This is a genomic window from Bradyrhizobium sp. WYCCWR 13022 (assembly GCF_030435535.1).
Taxonomy (GTDB): Bacteria; Pseudomonadota; Alphaproteobacteria; order Rhizobiales; family Xanthobacteraceae; genus Bradyrhizobium.
On record NZ_JAUIZJ010000031.1, the window covers coordinates 59,085 to 79,532 of the forward strand.

General features: G+C 65.3%; 22 protein-coding genes. 8 read left to right on the forward strand and 14 right to left on the reverse strand.

Going from position 1 to position 20,448, the window contains the following annotated elements; translation table 11 throughout:
- Window positions 1-29: 29 nt before the first annotated feature.
- Window positions 30-1,295 carry a phospholipid carrier-dependent glycosyltransferase gene (locus QY049_RS33680; protein ID WP_301270415.1) on the reverse strand — a complete coding sequence of 422 codons (1,266 nt, stop codon included), beginning with the start codon at window positions 1,293-1,295 and terminating at the stop codon, window positions 30-32.
- Window positions 1,296-1,507: 212 nt separating this feature from the next.
- Between QY049_RS33680 and QY049_RS33685 the strand changes: the two genes are divergently transcribed.
- Both QY049_RS33685 and QY049_RS33690 read left to right on the forward strand, forming a co-directional pair.
- On the forward strand, window positions 1,508-2,209 hold the full coding sequence (locus QY049_RS33685) for a FecR family protein (protein ID WP_301270416.1): 702 nt from the start codon (window positions 1,508-1,510) through the stop codon (window positions 2,207-2,209).
- Window positions 2,210-2,211: 2 nt separating this feature from the next.
- On the forward strand, window positions 2,212-3,288 hold the full coding sequence (locus QY049_RS33690; RefSeq protein WP_258762917.1) for a hypothetical protein: 1,077 nt from the start codon (window positions 2,212-2,214) through the stop codon (window positions 3,286-3,288).
- Window positions 3,289-3,450: 162 nt separating this feature from the next.
- Here QY049_RS33690 and QY049_RS33695 read toward each other — a convergent pair whose 3' ends face one another.
- The 3 genes from QY049_RS33695 to QY049_RS33705 all read right to left on the reverse strand — a co-directional run bounded on the left by QY049_RS33695 (window position 3,451) and on the right by QY049_RS33705 (window position 5,041).
- Window positions 3,451-3,939 carry a VOC family protein gene (locus QY049_RS33695; RefSeq protein WP_258762918.1) on the reverse strand — a complete coding sequence of 163 codons (489 nt, stop codon included), beginning with the start codon at window positions 3,937-3,939 and terminating at the stop codon, window positions 3,451-3,453.
- Window positions 3,940-3,965: 26 nt separating this feature from the next.
- Window positions 3,966-4,394 carry a VOC family protein gene (locus QY049_RS33700; RefSeq protein WP_194477426.1) on the reverse strand — a complete coding sequence of 143 codons (429 nt, stop codon included), beginning with the start codon at window positions 4,392-4,394 and terminating at the stop codon, window positions 3,966-3,968.
- A gap of 131 nt (window positions 4,395-4,525) precedes the next feature.
- Window positions 4,526-5,041: a cupin domain-containing protein gene (locus QY049_RS33705; protein WP_194477427.1), complete on the reverse strand. Its 516-nt coding sequence runs from the start codon at window positions 5,039-5,041 to the stop codon at window positions 4,526-4,528.
- Window positions 5,042-5,168: 127 nt separating this feature from the next.
- Here QY049_RS33705 and QY049_RS33710 point away from each other — a divergent pair, with 127 nt between their 5' ends.
- Window positions 5,169-5,387, forward strand: a complete 219-nt coding sequence (locus QY049_RS33710; RefSeq protein WP_258762919.1) for a CsbD family protein — start codon at window positions 5,169-5,171, stop codon at window positions 5,385-5,387.
- Window positions 5,388-5,445: 58 nt separating this feature from the next.
- Here the strand turns inward: QY049_RS33710 and QY049_RS33715 are convergent, their stop codons facing one another.
- Both QY049_RS33715 and ggt read right to left on the reverse strand, forming a co-directional pair.
- Complete coding sequence (locus QY049_RS33715) at window positions 5,446-5,910, reverse strand: FKBP-type peptidyl-prolyl cis-trans isomerase (RefSeq protein ID WP_194477429.1); 465 nt, start codon at window positions 5,908-5,910, stop codon at window positions 5,446-5,448.
- Between the two features lie 68 nt (window positions 5,911-5,978).
- Complete coding sequence (ggt, locus tag QY049_RS33720) at window positions 5,979-7,565, reverse strand: gamma-glutamyltransferase (RefSeq protein ID WP_258762920.1); 1,587 nt, start codon at window positions 7,563-7,565, stop codon at window positions 5,979-5,981.
- A gap of 197 nt (window positions 7,566-7,762) precedes the next feature.
- Between ggt and QY049_RS33725 the strand changes: the two genes are divergently transcribed.
- Both QY049_RS33725 and QY049_RS33730 read left to right on the forward strand, forming a co-directional pair.
- Window positions 7,763-8,530, forward strand: coding sequence for a rhodanese-related sulfurtransferase (locus tag QY049_RS33725; protein ID WP_258762921.1), 768 nt, complete (start codon window positions 7,763-7,765; stop codon window positions 8,528-8,530).
- The gene (locus tag QY049_RS33730) at window positions 8,520-8,738 is read left to right on the forward strand and encodes a SlyX family protein (RefSeq protein WP_258762922.1); all 219 of its coding nucleotides are present in this window, start codon (window positions 8,520-8,522) and stop codon (window positions 8,736-8,738) included. The genes QY049_RS33725 and QY049_RS33730 overlap by 11 nt, the downstream gene beginning before the upstream one ends.
- 6 nt (window positions 8,739-8,744) lie before the next feature.
- Here QY049_RS33730 and QY049_RS33735 read toward each other — a convergent pair whose 3' ends face one another.
- Both QY049_RS33735 and QY049_RS33740 read right to left on the reverse strand, forming a co-directional pair.
- Window positions 8,745-10,649: a diguanylate cyclase gene (locus QY049_RS33735; RefSeq protein WP_301270417.1), complete on the reverse strand. Its 1,905-nt coding sequence runs from the start codon at window positions 10,647-10,649 to the stop codon at window positions 8,745-8,747.
- A gap of 171 nt (window positions 10,650-10,820) precedes the next feature.
- Window positions 10,821-11,036: a hypothetical protein gene (locus tag QY049_RS33740; protein ID WP_258762924.1), complete on the reverse strand. Its 216-nt coding sequence runs from the start codon at window positions 11,034-11,036 to the stop codon at window positions 10,821-10,823.
- Window positions 11,037-11,147: 111 nt separating this feature from the next.
- Here QY049_RS33740 and hemE point away from each other — a divergent pair, with 111 nt between their 5' ends.
- Window positions 11,148-12,182, forward strand: coding sequence for a uroporphyrinogen decarboxylase (gene hemE, locus QY049_RS33745; RefSeq protein WP_258762925.1), 1,035 nt, complete (start codon window positions 11,148-11,150; stop codon window positions 12,180-12,182).
- Window positions 12,183-12,330: 148 nt separating this feature from the next.
- Here the strand turns inward: hemE and hemC are convergent, their stop codons facing one another.
- The 3 genes from hemC to QY049_RS33760 form a co-directional block, all read right to left on the reverse strand.
- Window positions 12,331-13,311 (reverse strand): hydroxymethylbilane synthase, encoded by a 981-nt coding sequence (gene hemC / locus QY049_RS33750; protein WP_258762926.1) that lies wholly within the window; start codon window positions 13,309-13,311, stop codon window positions 12,331-12,333.
- A gap of 61 nt (window positions 13,312-13,372) precedes the next feature.
- A complete protein-coding gene (locus QY049_RS33755; protein WP_258762928.1) occupies window positions 13,373-14,995 on the reverse strand; it encodes a GMC family oxidoreductase in 1,623 nt (540 codons plus the stop codon).
- A gap of 238 nt (window positions 14,996-15,233) precedes the next feature.
- Window positions 15,234-15,824 (reverse strand): TetR/AcrR family transcriptional regulator, encoded by a 591-nt coding sequence (locus tag QY049_RS33760; RefSeq protein WP_194477438.1) that lies wholly within the window; start codon window positions 15,822-15,824, stop codon window positions 15,234-15,236.
- Window positions 15,825-16,042: 218 nt separating this feature from the next.
- On the opposite strand from QY049_RS33760, the gene QY049_RS33765 reads away from it, so the two are divergent.
- A complete protein-coding gene (locus QY049_RS33765; protein WP_258762929.1) occupies window positions 16,043-16,408 on the forward strand; it encodes a nuclear transport factor 2 family protein in 366 nt (121 codons plus the stop codon).
- 140 nt (window positions 16,409-16,548) lie between these two features.
- Here QY049_RS33765 and QY049_RS33770 read toward each other — a convergent pair whose 3' ends face one another.
- Window positions 16,549-16,710 (reverse strand): hypothetical protein, encoded by a 162-nt coding sequence (locus QY049_RS33770; protein ID WP_301270418.1) that lies wholly within the window; start codon window positions 16,708-16,710, stop codon window positions 16,549-16,551.
- Window positions 16,711-16,725: 15 nt separating this feature from the next.
- On the opposite strand from QY049_RS33770, the gene QY049_RS33775 reads away from it, so the two are divergent.
- Window positions 16,726-18,687, forward strand: coding sequence for a bifunctional diguanylate cyclase/phosphodiesterase (locus QY049_RS33775; protein WP_258762930.1), 1,962 nt, complete (start codon window positions 16,726-16,728; stop codon window positions 18,685-18,687).
- A gap of 6 nt (window positions 18,688-18,693) precedes the next feature.
- Here QY049_RS33775 and QY049_RS33780 read toward each other — a convergent pair whose 3' ends face one another.
- Window positions 18,694-19,674, reverse strand: a complete 981-nt coding sequence (locus QY049_RS33780) for a PDR/VanB family oxidoreductase (protein ID WP_258762931.1) — start codon at window positions 19,672-19,674, stop codon at window positions 18,694-18,696.
- A 7-nt stretch (window positions 19,675-19,681) separates the two neighbouring features.
- Window positions 19,682-20,443 carry a GntR family transcriptional regulator gene (locus QY049_RS33785; RefSeq protein ID WP_258762932.1) on the reverse strand — a complete coding sequence of 254 codons (762 nt, stop codon included), beginning with the start codon at window positions 20,441-20,443 and terminating at the stop codon, window positions 19,682-19,684.
- Between the last annotated feature and the right edge of the window lie 5 nt (window positions 20,444-20,448).

Consider the following 20,448-nt stretch of genomic DNA (forward strand, 5'->3'; position numbering starts at 1 on the left):
CCGCTTTCGCGGCGGGCGGTTTCACCTCGTCAGATCCAGCTCTGGAACAGCATCAGCCGGTTGAAGGTCTGCATCGACGTGCCGATGAAGGCGGCTGAAATGGGCAGCATCACCGCAAAGCCGATGGCGGCGATTCCGACATAAGCCCACAACAGCCAGCGCGGTAGGCCCTCTCGTCGCAACACATAGACCAGCGCGAGCGAAGCCGCCGTTGCGGCCGGCAGATAATAATAGCTGAACCCCAGCGTGCGCGGCAGCAGCGCCCAGGCGAGCCAGGGTCCGAAATAGAACGCTGCGATCAGGAACGCGTCCCAGCGACGCGCGACGATGAAGTCGCGGAGCACCATCAAGAGCGCGAGCAGCGCCGGCCACAGCACCAGGGGATTGCCGAGAAAGACGATCGCCGCGACGTTGTCGTCCGTGGTCTTGTCGAACAGAAACCAGACGGGCCGCGCCAGCAGCGGCCAGGACGGCCACGAACTCATATAGGTGTGGCCGGCGATCGCGGTTGTGGTGTTGTCGGCAAAGATCCGGCGCTGCGCCTCGATCAGATCAGGCAACGACACCCCGTAAAGCGGAACGAAGGCGGGCAGATAAGCCACGACCGGCAGCAGCACGAAGCAGAGCGCGGCATGATGGGCCTTGAACCCCGGCCAGAGATCGGGCCGGTACCAGTCATCTGGCCTCGCGTCGGCAAACAGCGTGTGCCAGCTTTGCATCAGGCGGGTCACCGCAACGATGACGATGCAGACGCCGAGCGGAAACAGGCCGCTCCATTTGCAGGCGGCGGCAAGGCCGAACAGGCTGCCCGCGAGCGCGAACAGCGCCTGCGGCCGCTCGCGTCGGAAGCCGTGCATGAAGGCGGCGATGGCGAGCAGACCGAAGCCGAGCGCAAAGATGTCGAGCATCGCGATGCGCGCCTGTACATAGAGCATCTGGTTGAACGCCGCGATCAGCGCTGCCGCGATCGCAGGTCCTTGCGAGCCGAACAGCGCGAGGCCGCAGAGATAGATCGCGACGATCGCGAGCGCACCGAACAGTGTCGCCGGATAGCGCCAACCCAACGCATTGTCGCCGAAGGCCGCGATGGATGCCGCGATCAGCTCCTTTGCCAGCGGCGGATGCATCGGATTGAGCATCGGCTGCGACGCCGTGGAGCCCAGCATCTGACGCGCCGCCGGTACGTAATGCACCTCGTCGAAGACGAACTTTTCCGGTGTCACCAGCCCGATCAGCAGCGCGAAATGTGCCGCTAGGAAGATCGCGACAGCGATCACTGCGCTTCGCGACACCATTGGAACCGCGTGTGCTTCACGCGACTGCTGTGAGACTATTTTGCGTGGCAAATCTGCGTCACCGCGGAATAAAACAAAACTCAGCCGATCCATTGAACGCATTCTGCCGCAAGTGTCACTAAGCTAGCGCTCGTCTCACGCCCCTTGTGATAATTCTGCCACAACACGGGCGTGCACGATCCGTACGGCCAGGGACTTCGATCGGTCACGAAATGATTTTGCGTTTTCTGCTTTTCCCCACACTGCTGTCGGTTGCACTGTGCGCTGCGCCTTGCGCGCAAGCCCAGACGCGCGTCGGCGAAGCCGTCCTCGTCCAGAACGAGGTGGTTCGCCTCGCCGCGACCGCGACGCCAATCAATGTCGGCGACAGCATGCTGCGCGACGAGACCGTGCGCACCGGCGCCGACAGCGCGGCGCGCTTCGTGATGGCCGACAGCACCAATCTGTCGCTCGGACCGAGCGCGACGCTGAAGCTCGACCGCACGGTCTTCAACGACGAACACAGCTACCGCGATGTCGCGATCCGCATGACCACCGGCGCTTTCCGCTTCGTTACCGGCCATTCGGAGAAGGCGGCCTACAAGATCACGACCCCGCTCGCGACCATCGGCGTTCGCGGCACGACGCTCGACATCCTGTCGCAGCGCGGCCGCTCGGTCGTCGTGCTTCAGGAGGGCGCGGCCAGCGTCTGCACGCTGAGTTTCCAGTGCGTCCAGCTCACCCAACCGGGCGACACTGCGGTCATCACCTCGACCGGCGGCAAGGTTACCATCGCCAAGACCAGCACGCCGCCGTGGACTTTCGCCGCCAACTGCGCTGCGAATTCGGGGCTTTGCGCCGTGAACCAATATGCCGACGCCTCACCGACCATCACACCTGGCGTCCGTGACGACGACACGCTGTGCGGGCGTTGACGATGGCAAAGCTCGGCTTCAAACGGCTCCTTCTGGCGGTCGCATTGGCCGCAACCACGGTGCTTGCCTTGTTCTCGCTCGATACGCGCTCGGCGGGCGCGGCCAGCTTCTGCGAGTCCGAATGCGGCGAGCCGACGCCCTATCCGTCGCCGAACCCGTACCCATCGCCGAGCCCGACCCCGACGGGCGCCGACTCCAGCGGCAGCTCGGCCGGCGGCCTCGCAGGCCAGCGCTTCAACCAGATGATCACCAACCGGGTACTCGGCACCGTGCTGCTTGGCGTCAACGAGCAGGTCAATTGCAGCGACTGCGTCAGCGCATTCGGTTCGGCGGGCTCGTTCTCGGCCGGCATTCATGGCCGCAAGGAGCTGACGTCCAATCTGTCGCTGCTCGCTGGCCTCGCCTACACGCAATACAGCGAGGGCGGCTACCACATCACCAGCGCACCGATCGGCGCCTTCGCGCTGCGCTATGACTTCACCGATTGGGGCTCGTCGCGTCCATTCTTCGACGTCGGCACGATCCTGACGCCGTGGGAGAAGGCGCGCTACACCCGCAACTACGACACCAGCCTCGGCCCGGTGAGCGTGACGAGCTCGACCAATGCGGCGAACTACGCGGTCTATGGCCGCGCCGGCTGGATGAGCCGATTGTCGCCGCGCGACGAGGTCGCGGCCTCGATCGAGGTGTGGCAGCTCTGGCAGCGGGTCTCGGGCTATGCCGACGACACGGTCGCCTTCAATCCGTTCGACGCCAGCATTGCTGATGGCACCGACCGCACCAGCCTGGTCAAGATCGGCGGCCAATGGACCCATCTTTTCGCCGGCAACATCGAGACCAACATCAATGGCGGCTGGGTGCAATCGTTCGCCAGCCACAGCGGCATCGTCGCCACCGTGACCGGCGACGGCACGGTGGTGCCGACGATGGGCAACCAGGGCTGGTTCGAATATGGCGGCCGCCTCGGCTTCCGCGTGCAGAAGGGCTGGGTCGTGGACCTCTTCGCCAACGGCACGCTGGGCCCGCAGCCGGTGGGCAACACGATCCACGGCGGCGTGGGGTTGAGGATCAATTATTAGCGTGGGGTTCGCGCGGAGCCGCGAATTCCGCCGCGATGCCCCGGCTTCGACCGAAGCATCCAGTACGCCGCAGCCTTACGGTTCAACTACCGTCGTCACGGAGTACCGGATCGTCCGGTCAAGCCGGGCGATGACAGTGCGTATGTAGCAAGGCCGAAGCCCTCACGCAGCCGACTTGCCCTCGAACGCGCGGCGCAGCACCTCCACATCCAGCTTCACCATCTTCATCATGGCCTGCATCGCGCGGGCGGCGGCAGCCTTGTCCGGGCTCGCGAGGAACTCGAACATGACCTTCGGCACCACCTGCCAGGCCACGCCCCAGCGATCCCTGAGCCAGCCGCACTGCTCTTCCCTGCCGCCATGGGCCAGGAACGCATTCCACACGCTGTCGACCTGGGCCTGGTCGTCGCAATGGATCATCAGCGAGATCGCGTGCGTGTACTCCTTGGTCATGCCGCCGTTGAGCGCGACCAGGGGCTGGCCGGCCACCGTGAATTCGACGACCAACACCGAACCTTCCTTGCCCGACGGGCCGTCCGAAACGTTGTGTTGAACGTGCGTGATCTCCGAATTCGGCACGATCGAGACGTAGAACTTGGCGGCTTCCATGGCATCGCCGTTGAACCACATGCAGGGGACGAGCTTGGACATTGCGAATGCTCCTCTTCAGCCTTCGATCAGGCGTGCGCCATGGCGGGCTCGGCGGGGACGGCTGCCATGTCCAGCCAGTTCACGCCCCACATATGACCATCCGGATCTTCGAAGCTGCGGCCATACATGAAGCTGCAGTCGTCGACCGGGCTGGGATCGGCGACCGCGCCGGCAGCCGCGGCCTTGCCGACGATCTCGTCGACCTCGTTCCGGCTATCGGCGGACAGGCAGAACAGCGCCTGGTTCGAGGTCTTTGCATCCGCGATCGGCTTCGGCGTGAACTGACGGAATGTGTCGTGGGTCGTCAGCATCACGTAGATGGTCTCGGACAAGACCATGCAGCTGGCGGTCTCGCCGCTGAATTGCGGGTTCCGGGTTGCGCCGATTGCCTCATAAAAGGCGGTCGCTCGCTTGATGTCCGTCACGGGCAGATTGAGGAAGATCATCCTGGGCATCGGAAGCTCCTTGGGCGGGGTTCTGCCCAAGGACGGATGGCCGAGCCGCCATCCGACACGGCGGCTTCCGAATATTTTTGCGCACGGCCTTGCGAAGTTTGGTCACACCAACCCCCGCGCAGTCGTCAGCCTCATTTCTTCTCGTTCGGATCCCGATGCACGGGATCGATCCACAGCACGGTTTCGGGCTTCTCGACCGGCTCGATATCGAGATTGATCGCGACCGCCTCGCCATCGCTGCGCACCAGCACGCATTCCAGCACCTCGTCGGCGCTGGCGTTGATCTCCTGATGCGGCACGTAGGGCGGCACGAAAATGAAATCACCGGGGCCCGCCTCGGCGGTGAATTGCAGGCTCTCGCCCCAGCGCATCCGCGCCTTGCCCTTCACCACATAGATGACGCTTTCGAGATGGCCGTGGTGATGCGCGCCGGTCTTCGCGTCCGGCCTGATGCTGACGGTGCCCGCCCACAATTTCTGCGCGCCGACGCGCGCGAAATTGATCGCGGCAGCGCGGTCCATGCCGGCGGTCGACGGCACGTTGGTATCGAGCTGGTTGCCGGGAATGACGCGCACGCCGTCATGTTTCCAGCGATCATCGTGATGATCGTGGTCATGGTGGGAATGGCTGTGGTCATGGCCGGTCATGATTCTTGCTTTCTGTTGGTTCCGTGCGCGCGAAACTAACCAAAGCCGGCCTATCAAGCCATACCAAATTCGGAACCCTCATAGCCGCCAGACGTTGTCTTCGCGAGCAATCTGGAAGGAGAGTTTCATGGGTAGCACGAGCGACAAGATCAAGGGCACCGCCAACGAAGCCATCGGCAAGGCCAAGCAGGGCATTGGTGAAGCCACCGGTTCCGAGCGTCTGCAGGGCGAAGGCGCGGTCCAGGAAGTGAAGGGCAAGGGCCAGAAGGCCATGGGCGATGCCAAGGATGCCGCGAAGGAAGCGATCGACCGCGCCGCTGCGGCGGCACGTCGCACAACCGAGTAAACTGCGTTGTACTGAAAGCGAAAAGACCGGCCGCGAGGACGGTCTTTTTGTTGGTGCGTTATTTCACGCCGAGCAATTCCACGTCGAACATCAGTGTCGCGTTCGGCGGGATCACGCCGCCGGCGCCGCGCGCACCGTAGCCGAGCTGCGGTGGGATTATCAGCGTACGCTTGCCGCCAACCTTCATCGTGGCAACGCCTTCGTCCCAACCGGCGATGACGCGGCCCTTGCCGATGGGAAATTCGAACGGCTCGTTGCGATCGACGGACGAGTCGAATTTCTTGCCCTTTTGGCCGTTCTCGTAGAGCCAGCCGGTGTAGTGCATCACGCAAATCTGGCCGGGCTTCGGCGAAGCGCCGGTGCCGACGACGCTATCGGTGATCTGCAAGCCTGAAGCTGTGGTCATGGTCTTTCCTGCGGTCTGGGCCGAGGCCGTGGTGGAAACGAATGTCGACACGCCGCCGATCAACGTGATCACGAGCGCCGACACGATGGCGAGAAGCATGCGCTGGAAACGCTGCATAAGACACCTTCCGTTCGAGGCGGAAGGTGTCTAGCGCAAGGCGGTGATCGTTTCCAGCCCTCGGAGGATCAATAGCCGAGCGCGCAGCCGTCCTTGCGCGGGTCGGAACCGCCGGTCAGCGTACCCTTCTCCCAATCGATCCAGATCGCCTGCGCACCGCCGAGCGGGCCGACCACGCTGGTGGTCTTGTGGCCGAGCTTCTTGAGGCCTTCGACGATGTCGGCCGGCACGCTGTCCTCGAGCTGATACTGGCCCTCGTAGTGCAGACCGCGCGGCATGTCGATCGCCTCCTGCACGTCGCAGCCATAGTCGAGGATGTTGGTCAGGAGATGGGTCTGGCCGGTCGGCTGGTACTGACCGCCCATCACCGCAAACGACATCGTGGAGCGGCCGCCCTTGGTGAGCAGGCCCGGCATGATCGTGTGCAGCGGACGCTTGCCGCCCTCGATGCAGTTGGGATGGCCCGGCTGGATGCGGAAGCCGCCGGCGCGGTTCTGGAACAGCACGCCGGTCTTGTTGGAGACGATGGCCGAGCCGAAGGAATGCGCGACCGAGTTGATGAACGAGCAGACGTTGCGATCCTTGTCCACCACGGTGATGTAGATGGTTGAAGGATTCATCGGCGGCGCGACGTTGGGCAGGTCGAGCATTCCGTCCATGCGGATCTTGCTGATGTACTCGTCGGCAAAACCCTTCTCGAGCATCTCGGCGACGTTGATCTTCATGTGCGCAGGCGAGGCGACGTGCATCTCGCGGTTCATGTAGGCGATGCGCGCGGCTTCCGCCTCGAGATGGAAGCGCTCGACGCTGACGGGCGCGTACTTGGTGAGATCGAAGCGCGACAGGATGTTGAGCATCAGAAGCGCGGTGACGCCAGGGCCGTTCGGCGGGCACTGCCAGACGTCGTAGCCCTTGTACATGGTGCCGATCGGCGTGGTCACTTCGGTCGTGTGTGCGGCGAAATCGTCGAGCGTGTGCAGGCCACCGATACCTCTGAGGGTCTCGACCATGTCCTCGGCGATCGCGCCCTTGTAGAAGCCGTCGCGGCCATCCTTGGCGATTGCGCGCAGCGTTTTGCCGAGTTCTGCCTGGCGGATGACGTCGCCGGCGACCGGCGGCTTGCCGCCGGGCAGCAGATAACGGACGGTGTTGGTGCCGTTCTTCAGCTTCTCGAACTGGTTCTTCCAGTCGAACGCGATGCGGGGCGCGACGACGTAACCTTCTTCCGCCGCCTTGATCGCCGGCTGGAGCAGCCGGTCGAAGCCGAACTTGCCGTGGTCGCGCAGCACGGTCGCAAACGCGTCGATCACGCCGGGGATCGAGACCGCATGCGCGGAGGTCAGCGGCACGGAGGTGATCTTTCGCTCGAGATACCAGTCGGCATTCGCGGCTTTGGGGGCGCGGCCGGAGCCGTTATAGGCGATGATCTTGCCCTCGCCTCGTGGCTGGATCAGCGCGAAGCAATCACCGCCAATGCCGGTCGATTGCGGCTCGATCACGCCGAGCACGGCCGAACCCGCCACCGCCGCGTCCACCGCCGTGCCGCCCTCGCGCAGCACCTCGATCGCGGCAAGGGAAGCCTGCGGATGCGAGGTCGCGACCATCGCATTGGTGGCGTGGACCGTGGACCTGCCGGGGAAATGGAAGTTTCTCATCGAAGTTCTGCTCTCTCAGGGGCGTCTAGACGAAGTCTTGGGTGCATGCCGCACCGTCTCGGAAAATCGGGTCTTCATGACACATTCAGGGCCGCCCGGGCAATGCTGGCATACCAGGGAAATGGCTGCCATTCGCTGGGAATAGAGCTATCGGTTGCGGGTTTTCCGGGCGGCGGACGCCTGCTAAACGAGCCATCATGACGTACAAGGTCTGCGCCTTCTACCAATTCGCCGCCCTGCCCGATTACCGCGAGCTGCGCGAGCCGCTGCGCGCGTTCTGCGCCGGCCTGGCCCTGAAGGGCAGCGTGCTGCTGGCGCAGGAGGGCATCAACGGCACCGTCGCGGGCGCGCCCGGCGCCGTCGACGCCTTCGCGGATGAGCTCGCGCACGGGACGATGTTCGGCGGCAGGCTGAACAATCTCGAACTGAAGTGCTCGACCGCAGAGGCCATGCCGTTCGGCCGGCTCAAGGTGCGGCTGAAGAAGGAGATCGTCACGCTCGGCGATGCGGCCGCCGATCCGACCCGGCAGGTCGGCACCTATGTCGATGCGAGCGAATGGAACGCGCTGATCGCCTCGCCCGACACGCTGGTGCTCGACACCCGCAATGCCTTCGAAGTGGCGATGGGGACATTCGAGGGCGCAGTCGATCCTGAGATCAAGAGCTTCGGCCAGTTCAAGGAATTTGCCAGCCGGCAGCTCGATCCCGCAAAGCACCGGCGCATCGCGATGTTCTGCACCGGCGGCATCCGCTGCGAGAAGGCGAGCGCGCATCTGCTCGCGCGTGGCTTTGCCGAAGTCTATCACCTCAAGGGCGGCATTCTGAAATATCTGGAAGAGGTGCCGGAGGCGCAGAGCCGCTGGCGCGGCGAATGTTTCGTGTTCGACGAGCGCGTCGCACTCGGCCACGGCCTGCAAGAAATTGGCTTGCGCGAACGGGACAAGGGGCACGACCGTGACGAATGAGATCAAGACGCTCGCCGAGCGCATCGACGCGCTGGAAATGCGCCTCTCCTATCAGGACGATACCATCGAGACGCTGAACCAGACCATCACCGCGCAATGGAAGCAGATCGATGTGTTGACGCGGAAGGTCGCAGAACTCGGCGAGCGATTGCACGAAACCGAGACGAACGCGCCGGGTCCGGCCAACGAGCGCCCGCCGCATTATTGAACGCGATTACTGGCCTGACGCTTTGGGCAGCAGATTCATGACCTCGCCGGACATCATCAGCCGATCGCGGCCGGCGGTCTTGCCGGCATAGAGCGCGCGGTCGGCGGCCTCCACCAGCGACCCCGCGCCCGCGGTACGCTCCGCGGCAGGCCGGCAGGCCGCACCGCCGACGGAAACGGTGACGCATGGTCCGGCCGGATTGGTGGCGTGCACCAGACCCGCATCATGGACGGCGCTGCCGATCCGCTCGCCGACCCGTGCACAGCCGGCGGCATCGGTGTTCGGCAGCAGCATGGCGAATTCCTCGCCGCCGTAGCGGGCCGCGAGATCGCCGACCCGTTGCACCTCGGCCGCAATGGTCCTTGCCACCACGCGCAAGCAGGCATCGCCTGCGGGATGGCCATATTCGTCGTTGTAGGCCTTGAAGTGATCGACGTCGATCATCAGCAGACCCAGGCTGGAGCGGTCGCGATAGGCACGCGCCCACTCCTCCCTCAGACGCTCGTCGAAGCGGCGCCGGTTGGCGAGCCCGGTGAGACTATCCTCGATCGCGAGCGTCTCGAGGCGGGTCTCCAGCTTCTTCTGCTCGGTGATGTCGCGCGAGATCGCGACCACGCCGTCGACATTGCCGTTGTCCTTGCGCGTGACGCGCATGGTCGATTCCAGCCAGACCTCGGTCTTCTGCCGGTGCCCATTGCGGTAAGTGATGCGCGCTTCATCCATCTCGCCGCGCTTCATGGCATCGACGATCGCCTGCACCTGAGGCCGATCCTCGGGATTGATGCCGGCGAGCGCATCCGTGCCGATCAGCTGGTTGGGACGCCATCCGACCACGCGGTTGGACGAGGGCGAGACGTAGCGCAGCCGCTCATCGAGCCCGATGCGGGTGACCATGTCGCTGGAGCCTTCCGCGAGCAGGCGAAAATGCGCCTCCTTCTCGATCAGGGCGGCCGCCATACGCTGGCCGCGCTGCAGCTGCCGCACCAGCACCGCGCCGATGATCGCGATCAGCAGCACCAGCGCGATCACGTAGAGCATGCGCGAGATCGCCGCGGCTCGCCACGGCGCCAGCAATTCGTCCTTGTCGACGGTCGCGAGCAGCACGAGCGGATAGCGGCCGCTGCGCTTGAAGAAGCTGACGCGCTCGGCGCCGTCCAGCGGCGAGGTGAAATGATAGGCGCCGCTCGGCCGCTGCAGGCTGGCATCGCGGAACAGCGGCGTGTCGCCGACATTGCGGCCGACGAACTTCTCGTTGTTCGGGTTGCGCGCGATGATCTGGCCGTCGGCGTACATCAGCGTCACCGAGCTGTTGCGGCCGATCTCGAACTGCTCGTAGAAATGCGACAAATACCGGGAGCCGATGGCCGCGAGCACCACGCCGCCGAAGCTGCCATCCGGCTTGTTGAACCGCCGCGACAGGGTCACGACCCATTCACCATCGACGAGGCTCTTCACGGGGTGGCCGACATAGGCCTCGCGCAGGGGCGAAAGCTGGTGGTGACGGAAGAACGCGTCGTCGCTGAGCGTCGATGCGATCGTGCCGGGCGAGGTCAGCCAATTGCCCTTGTCGTCGATGATGGCGAGGCTATGGACGCGCTCCATCGCCCTCTTGCGCGCCTCCAGAAGGTTGCGCAGCTTCGCGATGGTGGCAGGGTCCGAGCCGTCCATCTCCAGCCGGCTGACGACGCCGACGACGCCGGAATCAAGGAGGTCGAGGCTGTCCTCGGCATGCTGCGTCAGGGAGCGGGCGACGTTCGCCATCTCGGTCTCGGCACCCTTGAGCACTGCGTCCCGCGCGGCCCATTCGCGCCAGCCGCTGACGCCGAGGATCGCAACGCAGGTCAGCACGACGAAGGCCGCCGTGCGCAGCGGCAGGCGGCTCCATCCGGCTCTCGGTGAGGCGAGGTTCATGCGGCAGAAATCTCCGATCGCCGGAACTTCTGCCGCTTCTCTTATTGAACCCTGAAGCACCCGCGCAGTTTCGCATTCATCTACGGGCTTTTCCGTACTCCTACGGACCGGGGCTTCCGCAGATCACTAACAAGGTCTTAGCAAGCCGATCGGAAACCGGCAGTCGGATCCCTAGCTGAAGATCGCCTTAACCTTGTCCCAGAGCGAGGGATTGTCGGCGTCCGCATCGGCCTTCGACGGCGTCGGCTGCGCGGCGCTCACGGGATCGGAGGCGGGAAAGGTATCCTCCAACCCGGTGTCGAGCCTGGCGTTGCGATCTGCGGCGAGCGCTTCGCGCAAGTCCTCGGCGTGCTTGTCATGCGGCGCGGGATTGAATGTCTGGGCCATGGAATTCCTCCTCCATTGCCGGGTCAACGCGACGCATTTGCGCTGGTTCCCCTGTTCCGCTTCCGCGCGTGGCGGTGTATCAGGAACCCTGGATCTGCATCAGGATTGCTCGTGCCCCAGTCTGCGACAAAGCCCTTCATCGACGTGCTCTCCGGCCAGCGGCAAACCGTTCCGCCCCTATGGATGATGCGGCAGGCCGGCCGCTATCTGCCTGAATATCGCGAGGTGCGCGCCAAGGCGGGCGGCTTCCTCGATCTCTGCTTCAATCCGGAGCTCGCCGCCGAAGTCACGCTGCAACCGATCCGCAGGTTCGGCTTCGATGCGGCGATCATCTTCTCGGACATCCTGGTGATCCCCTACGCGCTCGGCCGTGAGGTGCGCTTCGAGGTCGGCGAGGGTCCGCGGCTCGAACCGCTCGATGATCCCGCGAAAGTCACAACGCTCGCGGCGCAAGCCGACTTCGGCAAGCTCGCGCCGGTGTTCGAGGCGCTCAGGATCGTGCGCGCCGCGCTCGATCCGAAGATAGCGCTGATCGCCTTCTGCGGCGCGCCGTGGACGGTGGCGACCTACATGGTCGCAGGCCAGGGCACGCCCGACCAGGCGCCGGCGCGGATGATGGCCTACCGGCATCCCGAGGCCTTCTCGAAAATCATCGACGTGCTGGTTGAGAGCTCGATCCACTATCTGCTGGCGCAGCTCGAGGCCGGCGCCAACGCCCTGCAGATCTTCGACACCTGGGCCGGCGTGCTGCCGCCGGCCGAATTCGCGCGCTGGTGCACCGAGCCGACGCGGCGCATCGTCGAAGGCGTGCGGGCGAAAGTGCCTGACGCGAAGATCATCGGTTTCCCGCGCGGTGCCGGCGCGCAGCTGCCCGGCTATGTCGAGGCGACCGGCGTCAACGGCGTCAGCATCGACTGGACCGCGGAGCCCGCCTTCATCCGCGAGCGCGTGCAGAGCAAGGTCGCCGTGCAGGGCAATCTCGATCCGCTGGTGCTGATCACGGGCGGCGCGGCGCTCGACCGCGCGGTCGACAACGTGCTGGCGAACTTTGCGCAAGGGCGTTTCATCTTCAATCTCGGCCACGGCATCCAGCCGGAGACGCCGATCGCCCATGTCGAGCAGATGATCAAGCGCGTGCGGGGATGAATCGCGAAAACAACCCCATGCACAGTACAAATCATTGAGGAATTTCGCGCCGCACGGGTGGAGCGCCGCTCGCATCGACATTTGACACGTCGGGCAAAACAGGAGCACGATGGCATCATCCCGCCGATCGTGATCTCACCACCGACGCCTATCGCGGCCGGCTGCGCTCGATGATCTCGGCGGCGCCCTTGCCCAGCAGATCCAGCCCTACGGCGCGTCCCAGCTCACGCGGGCGATTGGCCGGGCCTGCGCGCGAGGCTTCGATGATGGTGTTGCCGGAGAGGTCGAGCACGGATGCGGTCAGCGACATCCGATCGCCCGTGATGGTCGAGAAGCCGGCGACGGGCGAATTGCAGTGGCCGTTCAGCACCCACAACACTTCGCGCTCGGCATCGGCGCAGAGATGCGCGTCAGCGTCGTCGATCGACGACAGGATTTTTCGGGTTTGCCAGTCCTGCGCGGCGCATTCGACGGCGACGATGCCCTGCCCTGCCGCCGGCAGCATCTCCGCCGGAGTGAATTCGTAAGCGATGCGGCCGGCGAGCCCGACGCGGTCGAGGCCGGAGCGGGCCATGATCAACGCATCTGCGGGACCCACCGCGCCGCCATCCGGCAGCTTCTGCTTCTCGCCATCGTCCAGCTTTCGCACGCGCGTATCGGCGGCGCCGCGGAAGTGAATGACCTCGACATCGGGAAACAGCCGCCGCGCATAGGCCGCGCGGCGCACCGCGTTGGTGCCGATCTTGAAGCCCTTGCCGCGGGACTGGCGCAGCGCCGCCAGCGTCACGCCCGCGCGCAGCACCAGCGCATCGCCCGGCGGATCGCGCGACAGCGTCGCGCCGATGACGAGGCCCGGCGTGTCCTCGTTACCGGGCATGTCCTTCAGCGAATGCATCGCCGCCTGAAGCTCGCCCGCAAGCACCGCGGCACGGATCTGCGCGACGAAGGCGCCGCCCTTGCCGCCGTGGGGCAGCAGCTTGCTGGTCTGGTCGAGATCTCCAGTGGTGTCGAACTTGACGATCTCGACGTCGAGACCGGGCACCGCTGATGTCAGGCGGCGCGCGATCTCTTCCGTCTGTGCCAGCGCCATCGCGCTCTTGCGGGTGCCGATCTTGAATCGCGTAGCCAAGTCCGAATGCTCCTTGAGTTAGGCATGATCTAATCGGAATACCGCTGCACACTTTTCCGGATCATGCCTGTGCGTCCTGCAATATCATATCGGAGGCCTTCTCCGCGATCATGATGATCGGCGCGTTGGTGTTCCCCGAGACGAGGTCGGGCATGATCGAGCCGTCGACGACACGGAGGCCTTCGAGCCCCCTCACCTTCAGCCGCTGGTCCACCACCGCGAGCGCGTCGTTGCCCATACGACAGGTCGAGGTCGGATGGTAGATGGTGCTGCCGCGGTCGCGGCAATAATCCAGGATCTCGGCGTCCGTGGATACCTTCGCACCGGGATCGTACTCGCTGATCACGAATGGCTTCATCGCCGGCGCGTTGAGAATCTTGCGCAGGATCTTGATGCCTTCGACATTGGTGGTGCGGTCCGTCTCCGTGGACATGTAGTTGATGCGGATCTCCGGCGGCACGGTCGGGTCCGCGCTTTTGATGCGCAAGCTGCCGCGGCTCTCGGGTCTGAGCTGGCACACCGACGCCGTGAAACCAGAGAAATCATGCAGCCGCTCGCCCATCTTGTCGGTCGAGAACGGCAGGAAGTGAACCTGGATGTCGGGCGAGGCCAGCCGCGGATTGGTCTTGAAGAACGCGCCCGCCGTGCCCGCCGCGATCGTCAGCCAGCCTTTCCGGAACAGCGCGTAGCGCGCGCCGGCCAGCGTGCGGCGGATCGGGTTGTTGACGGTGTCGTTGAGCGTGATCTTCTGCGAGCAGCGCATCACGATGCGGACCTGCATGTGGTCCTGGAGATCGTGGCCGACGCCTTGGGCATCGAGAACGACGTCGATGCCGTGCTTGCGCAGCAGATCGGCGGGGCCGACGCCAGAGAGCTGCAGCAGTTGCGGCGAGTTGTAGGCGCCGCTCGACAGCACGACCTCCTTGCGGGCCCGCGCGCGGCGCACGCTCGCGCCCTGCCGATATTCGACGCCGACCGCGCGGCGCCCGTCGAACAGCACGCGCTGGCCAAGCGCCTCGGTCTCGACCTTGAGGTTGCTGCGGGTCTTCGCAGGACCGAGATAGGCGACCGCCGTCGAGGCGCGGCGGCCGTTGCGCGTCGTGGTCTGGAACAGGCCGACGCCTTCCTGCGTGGCGCCGTTGAAATCGGGATTGTAGGGCAGACCGGTCTCGACCGCGGCGTCCATGAAGGCCTTCGACAGCGGGTCGGTCACCACCATGTTGGAGACCGGCAGCGGCCCGCCGGCGCCGTGATATCGGTCGGCGCCGCGCGCCTGGTTCTCGGCCTTCTTGAAATAGGGCAGCACGTCGTCATAGCCCCAACCGGCATTGCCGTGCTGGCGCCAGCGATCGTAGTCCTCGTGCTGGCCACGAACATAGAGCAGGCCGTTGATCGAGCTCGATCCGCCCAGCGTCTTGCCACGCGGCTGGAACACCTGGCGGCCCTTCAGCTCGGGCTCCGGCTCGGTCTGGTACATCCAGTTGACGGTCTTTTCCTTGAACAGCTTGCCGTAGCCGAGCGGCACGTGGATCCAGATGTTGGAATCCTTCGGGCCGGCCTCGAGCAACAGCACGCTGTGCTTGCCGTTCGCCGAGAGACGGTTGGCGAGCACGCATCCGGCGGAGCCGGCGCCAACGATGATGTAGTCGAACTCTGGATCGGAGGAGGCGGAGTTTGCGTTCATGCGCTACTGTTCTTCTTGTTGGCGTGGGCGTTTCCTTCCTCACCTCTCCCCGACGGGGAGAGGTCGGATTGCGCTCGGCAATGCGCAGCGTCGTCCGTAGCAATCCGGGTGAGGGGCCGCAACGGCAGACCGTAGCCCCTCACCCGGATCGCATCTTCGATGCGACCCGACCTCTCCCTACGGGAGAGGTGATCGCGTTTGGCGCCAGCACCGCCCAACTCATTCTGCACTAGCACAATCATGCCCGCACGCGCAGCGCCTCGACCAGCGACTTGAACGCACGGGCATATTCCACGCCCGCCCTTGCGATATCGGCGCGCCCGGCGCAGGCGACCGCCGCCTCCGTGACCGCACCAAGCAGCAGCCGCGCCAATGGCTCGACCGGCTGCCTGGCGATGAGACCTGCCTCCATCGCCGCCGAGATCGCGCGCGGCATCTTGCCGCCAAAGTGTTTCGCGTCGATCTCGCGCCAGCGCTCCCAGCCGAGCACGGCGGGTCCATCGCGCAGGATGATCTGGCCGGTCGCGCCCTTGGCGGTCGCGGCGAAATAATGCTGGGTGCCGGCGACCATCGCGGCCAGCACGTCCTTCTCGGCCCGCGCGGCGCTGTCGATCTCTATGACGAGGTCGCGCGAGACGAGGTCGAACACCGCCTCGAACACGGCCTCCTTGGTCTTGAAGTGATGATAGACCGCGCCCTTGGCGATGCCGGCGCCCTCGGCGATCTCGTCCATGGTGGTGGCGGCAAAGCCCTTCGCCCCGAACAGCCGCCGCGCCGCCGTCAGGATCGCCTCGGTCGTTGCTGCGCGCCGCTCCGCCTGTTTTGCCATGCCGTTCCTGTCTAGCGCAGATCGGGCCGCGGGCTCGCGTTGTGGAGACACCCCCACCCCAGCGCTCCCCCCCAAGCGGGAGAGGGAGTCGACCTTCTTCGCGGATGCAGCTCGATCTGATGCTGCTCTAATGGAATTCTCCGCAGGCGACCAGTTGACTTTTCGACTAGCGGTCGGTATTTACCGACCAACAGTCGGTTTTACCCGTGAGGTGTGCCATGCCAAGCCGCGACGTCGTCGAAGCCTTTGCGCAGCGTCTGGAAGCCGGGGATTTCGTCGGCGCGATCGAGCAATTCTATACGCCCGATGCCGCCACCTATGAGAACAACGCCGCGCCGATGGTTGGACGGGACAAGCTGGTGGCAAAAGAGCGCGGCGTGCTCGCCGCCTTCAAGGAGGTCAAGGCGGTCCGCGTCGGACCGAGCCTGATCGAGGGCGACAACGTCGCCTCGCGCTGGATCTTCAGCTTCACCAACGCCGAAGGCGTCACGCGCACGCTGGAGGAGATCGCCTGGCAGACCTGGCAGGGCGACAAGCTGATCGAGGAGCGGTTCTTTTACGACCCGAAGCAGCTGGAGCGGTGACGACGTCTCCCGAACACAGGTGTCATCGCCAGGCTTGCCGTCCTCGCTCAAGCTTCGCCGGCCGCGGCGTACGGGATGCCCCGGTCAAAGCCGGGGCATGACAGCGGAGTTCGTGGCGAACTGGCGCAACTATTGCGCTGTTACAGCCGCAACGCGGCGCGCCGCATTTGTATCGATTTGTTATCGATATCGGCGATCGGACACGCAGAAGTGGTCACGGAGCCCGCCGCAAGCGTGGATAATTCATAGTTCGTCAAAGGTTTGCGGCGAATTCTCCTGACCAGGCCGGACAAACGGCTCATGCTGCAGGCTCTGGAATGCGGACTCACCTGACCAATCATGTCGCACGGCTGTTCGCCGGCGATCTGTCAGCCTTTGGCGGTCCCGCAACCGACGAAACCGTTGCGGGTCACATCCGCGCTGAACAGATGTCGCTGGTGCTCGGCTATTCGGTCGGCATCATGCTGGCCAATGCCTGCAATGCCGCGGTGCTCGCGATTGCGCTGTGGCAATCGCCCGACCGGACCGTCGCGGTGGTCTGGGCGATCGCCGTGGCCGGCGCCGCGATCGCGTTCGGCGTGCAATCCCATGCCTCGCGCAGGATCACCAAGCCGCAATTCGTCTCCCGCCGGGCGATGCATCGGCTGGTGCGCAACGCGTTCGTGCTCGGCACCGCCTGGGGCATCGTCCCCGTCGCGTTCTTCGCGGACGCATCCACCGGCGGCCAGCTCGTCATCACCTGCCTCTGCTCGGGCATGCTGGCCGGCGGCGCGCTCGCCTTCGCCACCATCCCGATCGCGGCCATCGCCTTCACCGCCCCCATCTTCGTCGGCATCGCAATTTGCCTCAGCAGAAACGGCGATCTCGCCTTCCTGCTGATCGCCTTCCTCGTCGTGGTCTATGGCAGCGTGCTGCTGCGCGGCGTGTTCGTCAATTCGATCACCTTCGCGCGGCGCGTGATGCGGCAGATCGACGCCGAGCGCACGGTGCGGCAGGATCCGCTGACGCAGCTGCCCAACCGCATCGCCTTCAACGAAACGCTCGACGCAGCGCTGAAACGCCTTGCCCTCTCCGGCGAGGAATTCGCGGTGCTGCTGCTCGACCTCGACCGCTTCAAGGAGGTCAACGACCGCTTCGGCCACCCCGCCGGCGACGAATTTCTGGTCCAGGTCGCAAGCCGCCTGCAACGCTGCACCCGCGCGGCCGAGCATGTCGCGCGGATCGGCGGCGACGAGTTCGCGCTGGTGATGGCCAACCTGACGCGGCCCGAAGATGCACTCGGGATCGCCGAGCGCTTCGTCGCGGCCTTCAACGAACCGTTCCTGATCGAAGGCTGCGAGATTGTTGGCGCGACCAGCGTCGGCATCGTGCTGGCGCCGCGCGACGGCAACGCGCCGCTCGACATCATGAAGAATGCCGATGCCGCGCTGTATCGCGCCAAGAAGGCCGGCCCCGGCACGATCTGCTTCTTCGAGGAGGCCGACGACAGGGTCTCGCGCGACCGCAAGGCGCTCCAGGCGGATCTCGCCGGCGCCGTCGCGCGCGACGAGCTGTTCCTGGTGTTCCAACCCTTCCTCGATCTCGACGCAAACCGCATCACCGGTTTCGAGGCGCTGCTGCGCTGGCAGCACCCCTCGCGCGGCCTGGTGCCGCCGAGCGAGTTCATCCCGATCGCCGAGGAAAGCGGGCTGATCCACGAGATCGGCGAATGGGTGATCAGGCGCGCCTGCGCGACGCTCACGGAGTGGCCGGAGGACATCCGCGTCGCCGTGAATTTCTCGGCGGCACAGTTTCACAACGCGAGCATTCTCCAAACCATCGTGCAGGCCCTGGCCGACGCCAAGGTCGCGCCCGACAGGCTCGAGATCGAGATCACGGAATCGATGCTGCTGTCGAAATACGGTTCGGCCGCCTCGATCCTCAATGCGCTGCTGGAGCTGGGAGCCACCGTGGCGCTGGATGATTTCGGCACCGGCTTCTCGTCGCTGACTTATCTGCGCAAGCTGCCGTTCAGCCGCATCAAGATCGACCAGTCCTTCATCCGCGACATGCTGGTGCAGCCGGACTGCGCGGCGATCGTGAAATCGGTGATCTCGCTGGCGCGCGACCTCAACATCGGCGTGGTCGCCGAAGGCGTCGAGACCGCCGACCAGCTCGACTATCTCCGCCAGTTCAGTTGCGACGAAGTGCAGGGCTACCTGATCGGCCGGCCGGTGTCGGCGGACGCCGTGCAGGCGATGCTGGGCTCGAAGAAGCTGAGGGCGATTTTCGCGGCGTAACCGCCCTCAAACCGCATCCGCCCGCAGCAGCGTGTCCACCGTGATGGTGCCCCGCGCGCGCGAGACGCAGGCGCAGATCTTCGCGTTGCTTTGCTTCTGATGGTCGCTGAAGAAGACGTCGCGATGGTCGATCTCGCCGTCGACGGCGACGACGTCGATGGCGCAGAGGCCGCACTCGCCGCGCTTGCAGTCGGATATCACCTCGAAGCCGCTGGCGTTGAGCACGTCGAGCATCGAGCGCTCGCGCGGGATTTCGAGCTCGACATTGGAATCCTTCAGACGCACGCGAAAGGTTTCGGTCGGCAACGTGCCGCTGGAGCCGAAAGTCTCGTAGCGGAGATCGGCGAGCGGATGGCCGGCGCCGATCCAGGCATGGCGGGCGGCATCGAGCATGCGCATCGGGCCGCAGAACAGCGTCAGCGCGCCCTGCGGCAGGGAGGCGAACAGACGATCGAGATCGAGCCGCTTGCCTTCATCGCTGGCATGAACGACCAGGCGGTCGCCGAGCATCGCAGTGAGATCGTCGAGATAGGCGGCGTCTGCAAGACTGCGCACCGCATAGTGCAACGTAACATCCGCGCCACGGCGCGCCAGCGCCTGCGCGGCGCCGAGGATCGGCGTGATGCCGATGCCGCCGGCGATCAGGCAATAATTTTCACGGGCCCAGTCGACGGCGACGAGCGAGGCCGGCCGGGTGATGTCGAGCCGCGCGCCCGGCGCGAGCTGCCACATGTAGCGCGAGCCGCCGCGGGAATCATCGGCCCGGCGCACCGCGATCCGAAAGCCGCGTGGCGAAGCCTCGCCGACCAGCGAATAAGAGCGCGTCTCGGGCAGGCCGTCGATGGTGACGCTGACATTGATGTGGCTGCCGACCGGATAGGCCGCACCGTCGAACTGGTCGGGCTTGATCAGGAATTCGCGGATGCCGGGCGACAGATCGCGCGTGGAGACGAGCGTTGCGGGAATCCAGGTTTCGATGAAGCGCATGATGCCCTCAATCGGTTGCGGTCTTGATGAGCGCGAGCGCCGGCAAGAGGTCGAGATGGGTCCGGTTGCGCAGCGCAAGGCGCAGGTTTCGCACCGCGAGCCGCGCATGCTCGCGCATGACGGCTTCGGCGCGCGCGCCCTCGCGGTTCTCGATGGCGTCGATCACCACGCGGTGGTGCTCCTGCCCGATGATCAGGATCTGCTGCGCCTCGGGCAACGCCGACTGCGCCATCACGAAACCGCTGGGCGAGGCGAACGGAAGCGCGGAGGCGCGGTCGATCTGCCGGATCAAGGGCGGACTGCGCGATAGTTCGGTCAGCAGCGCATGGAAGCGTGCGTTCAGGGTGACATAGGCGGAGAAGGCGTCGACCGAGATCGGCACCTGGCGCAGGAGATCGTCGATCGCGAGATGGCATTCCTTCAGCGGCTCGAGCTCCCGCGCGGAGACGCCGCGCTCGGCGGCAAAGCGCGCGGCCAGCCCCTCGAGCGTGCCGCGCAACTCGATCGAGTCCAAGATGTCGCGCTCGGAAAACGCCTTGACCATGAAACCGCCGGAAGGAATCGCCTCCAGCAGCCCCTCTTCCTCCAGCCGCACCAGCGCCATGCGCACCGGCGTGCGCGAGGCGCCCGTGGTCTCCACCGCCTGAAGCTCGGAGATGCGCTCGCCCGGCCGCAGGCTGCCCGACAGGATCTGGTCGCGCAGCGCAAGCTGCGCCTTCACGGTCTGCGAGACGGAGCGGTCGACCTCGCGTTCGGGAGCTACTTTCACTTGGG

What these genes read in the sequence shown, in the direction of transcription:
- QY049_RS33680 (WP_301270415.1), bottom strand. Translation starts at nt 1,295, where the DNA reads ATGGTGTCGCGAAGCGCAGTGATCGCTGTCGCGATCTTCCTAGCGGCA.
- QY049_RS33685 (WP_301270416.1), top strand. Translation starts at nt 1,508, where the DNA reads ATGATTTTGCGTTTTCTGCTTTTCCCCACACTGCTGTCGGTTGCACTG.
- QY049_RS33690 (WP_258762917.1), top strand. Translation starts at nt 2,212, where the DNA reads ATGGCAAAGCTCGGCTTCAAACGGCTCCTTCTGGCGGTCGCATTGGCC.
- QY049_RS33695 (WP_258762918.1), bottom strand. Translation starts at nt 3,939, where the DNA reads ATGTCCAAGCTCGTCCCCTGCATGTGGTTCAACGGCGATGCCATGGAA.
- QY049_RS33700 (WP_194477426.1), bottom strand. Translation starts at nt 4,394, where the DNA reads ATGCCCAGGATGATCTTCCTCAATCTGCCCGTGACGGACATCAAGCGA.
- QY049_RS33705 (WP_194477427.1), bottom strand. Translation starts at nt 5,041, where the DNA reads ATGACCGGCCATGACCACAGCCATTCCCACCATGACCACGATCATCAC.
- QY049_RS33710 (WP_258762919.1), top strand. Translation starts at nt 5,169, where the DNA reads ATGGGTAGCACGAGCGACAAGATCAAGGGCACCGCCAACGAAGCCATC.
- QY049_RS33715 (WP_194477429.1), bottom strand. Translation starts at nt 5,910, where the DNA reads ATGCAGCGTTTCCAGCGCATGCTTCTCGCCATCGTGTCGGCGCTCGTG.
- ggt (WP_258762920.1), bottom strand. Translation starts at nt 7,565, where the DNA reads ATGAGAAACTTCCATTTCCCCGGCAGGTCCACGGTCCACGCCACCAAT.
- QY049_RS33725 (WP_258762921.1), top strand. Translation starts at nt 7,763, where the DNA reads ATGACGTACAAGGTCTGCGCCTTCTACCAATTCGCCGCCCTGCCCGAT.
- QY049_RS33735 (WP_301270417.1), bottom strand. Translation starts at nt 10,649, where the DNA reads ATGAACCTCGCCTCACCGAGAGCCGGATGGAGCCGCCTGCCGCTGCGC.
- QY049_RS33740 (WP_258762924.1), bottom strand. Translation starts at nt 11,036, where the DNA reads ATGGCCCAGACATTCAATCCCGCGCCGCATGACAAGCACGCCGAGGAC.
- QY049_RS33755 (WP_258762928.1), bottom strand. Translation starts at nt 14,995, where the DNA reads ATGAACGCAAACTCCGCCTCCTCCGATCCAGAGTTCGACTACATCATC.
- QY049_RS33760 (WP_194477438.1), bottom strand. Translation starts at nt 15,824, where the DNA reads ATGGCAAAACAGGCGGAGCGGCGCGCAGCAACGACCGAGGCGATCCTG.
- QY049_RS33765 (WP_258762929.1), top strand. Translation starts at nt 16,043, where the DNA reads ATGCCAAGCCGCGACGTCGTCGAAGCCTTTGCGCAGCGTCTGGAAGCC.
- QY049_RS33770 (WP_301270418.1), bottom strand. Translation starts at nt 16,710, where the DNA reads ATGAGCCGTTTGTCCGGCCTGGTCAGGAGAATTCGCCGCAAACCTTTG.
- QY049_RS33775 (WP_258762930.1), top strand. Translation starts at nt 16,726, where the DNA reads ATGCGGACTCACCTGACCAATCATGTCGCACGGCTGTTCGCCGGCGAT.
- QY049_RS33780 (WP_258762931.1), bottom strand. Translation starts at nt 19,674, where the DNA reads ATGCGCTTCATCGAAACCTGGATTCCCGCAACGCTCGTCTCCACGCGC.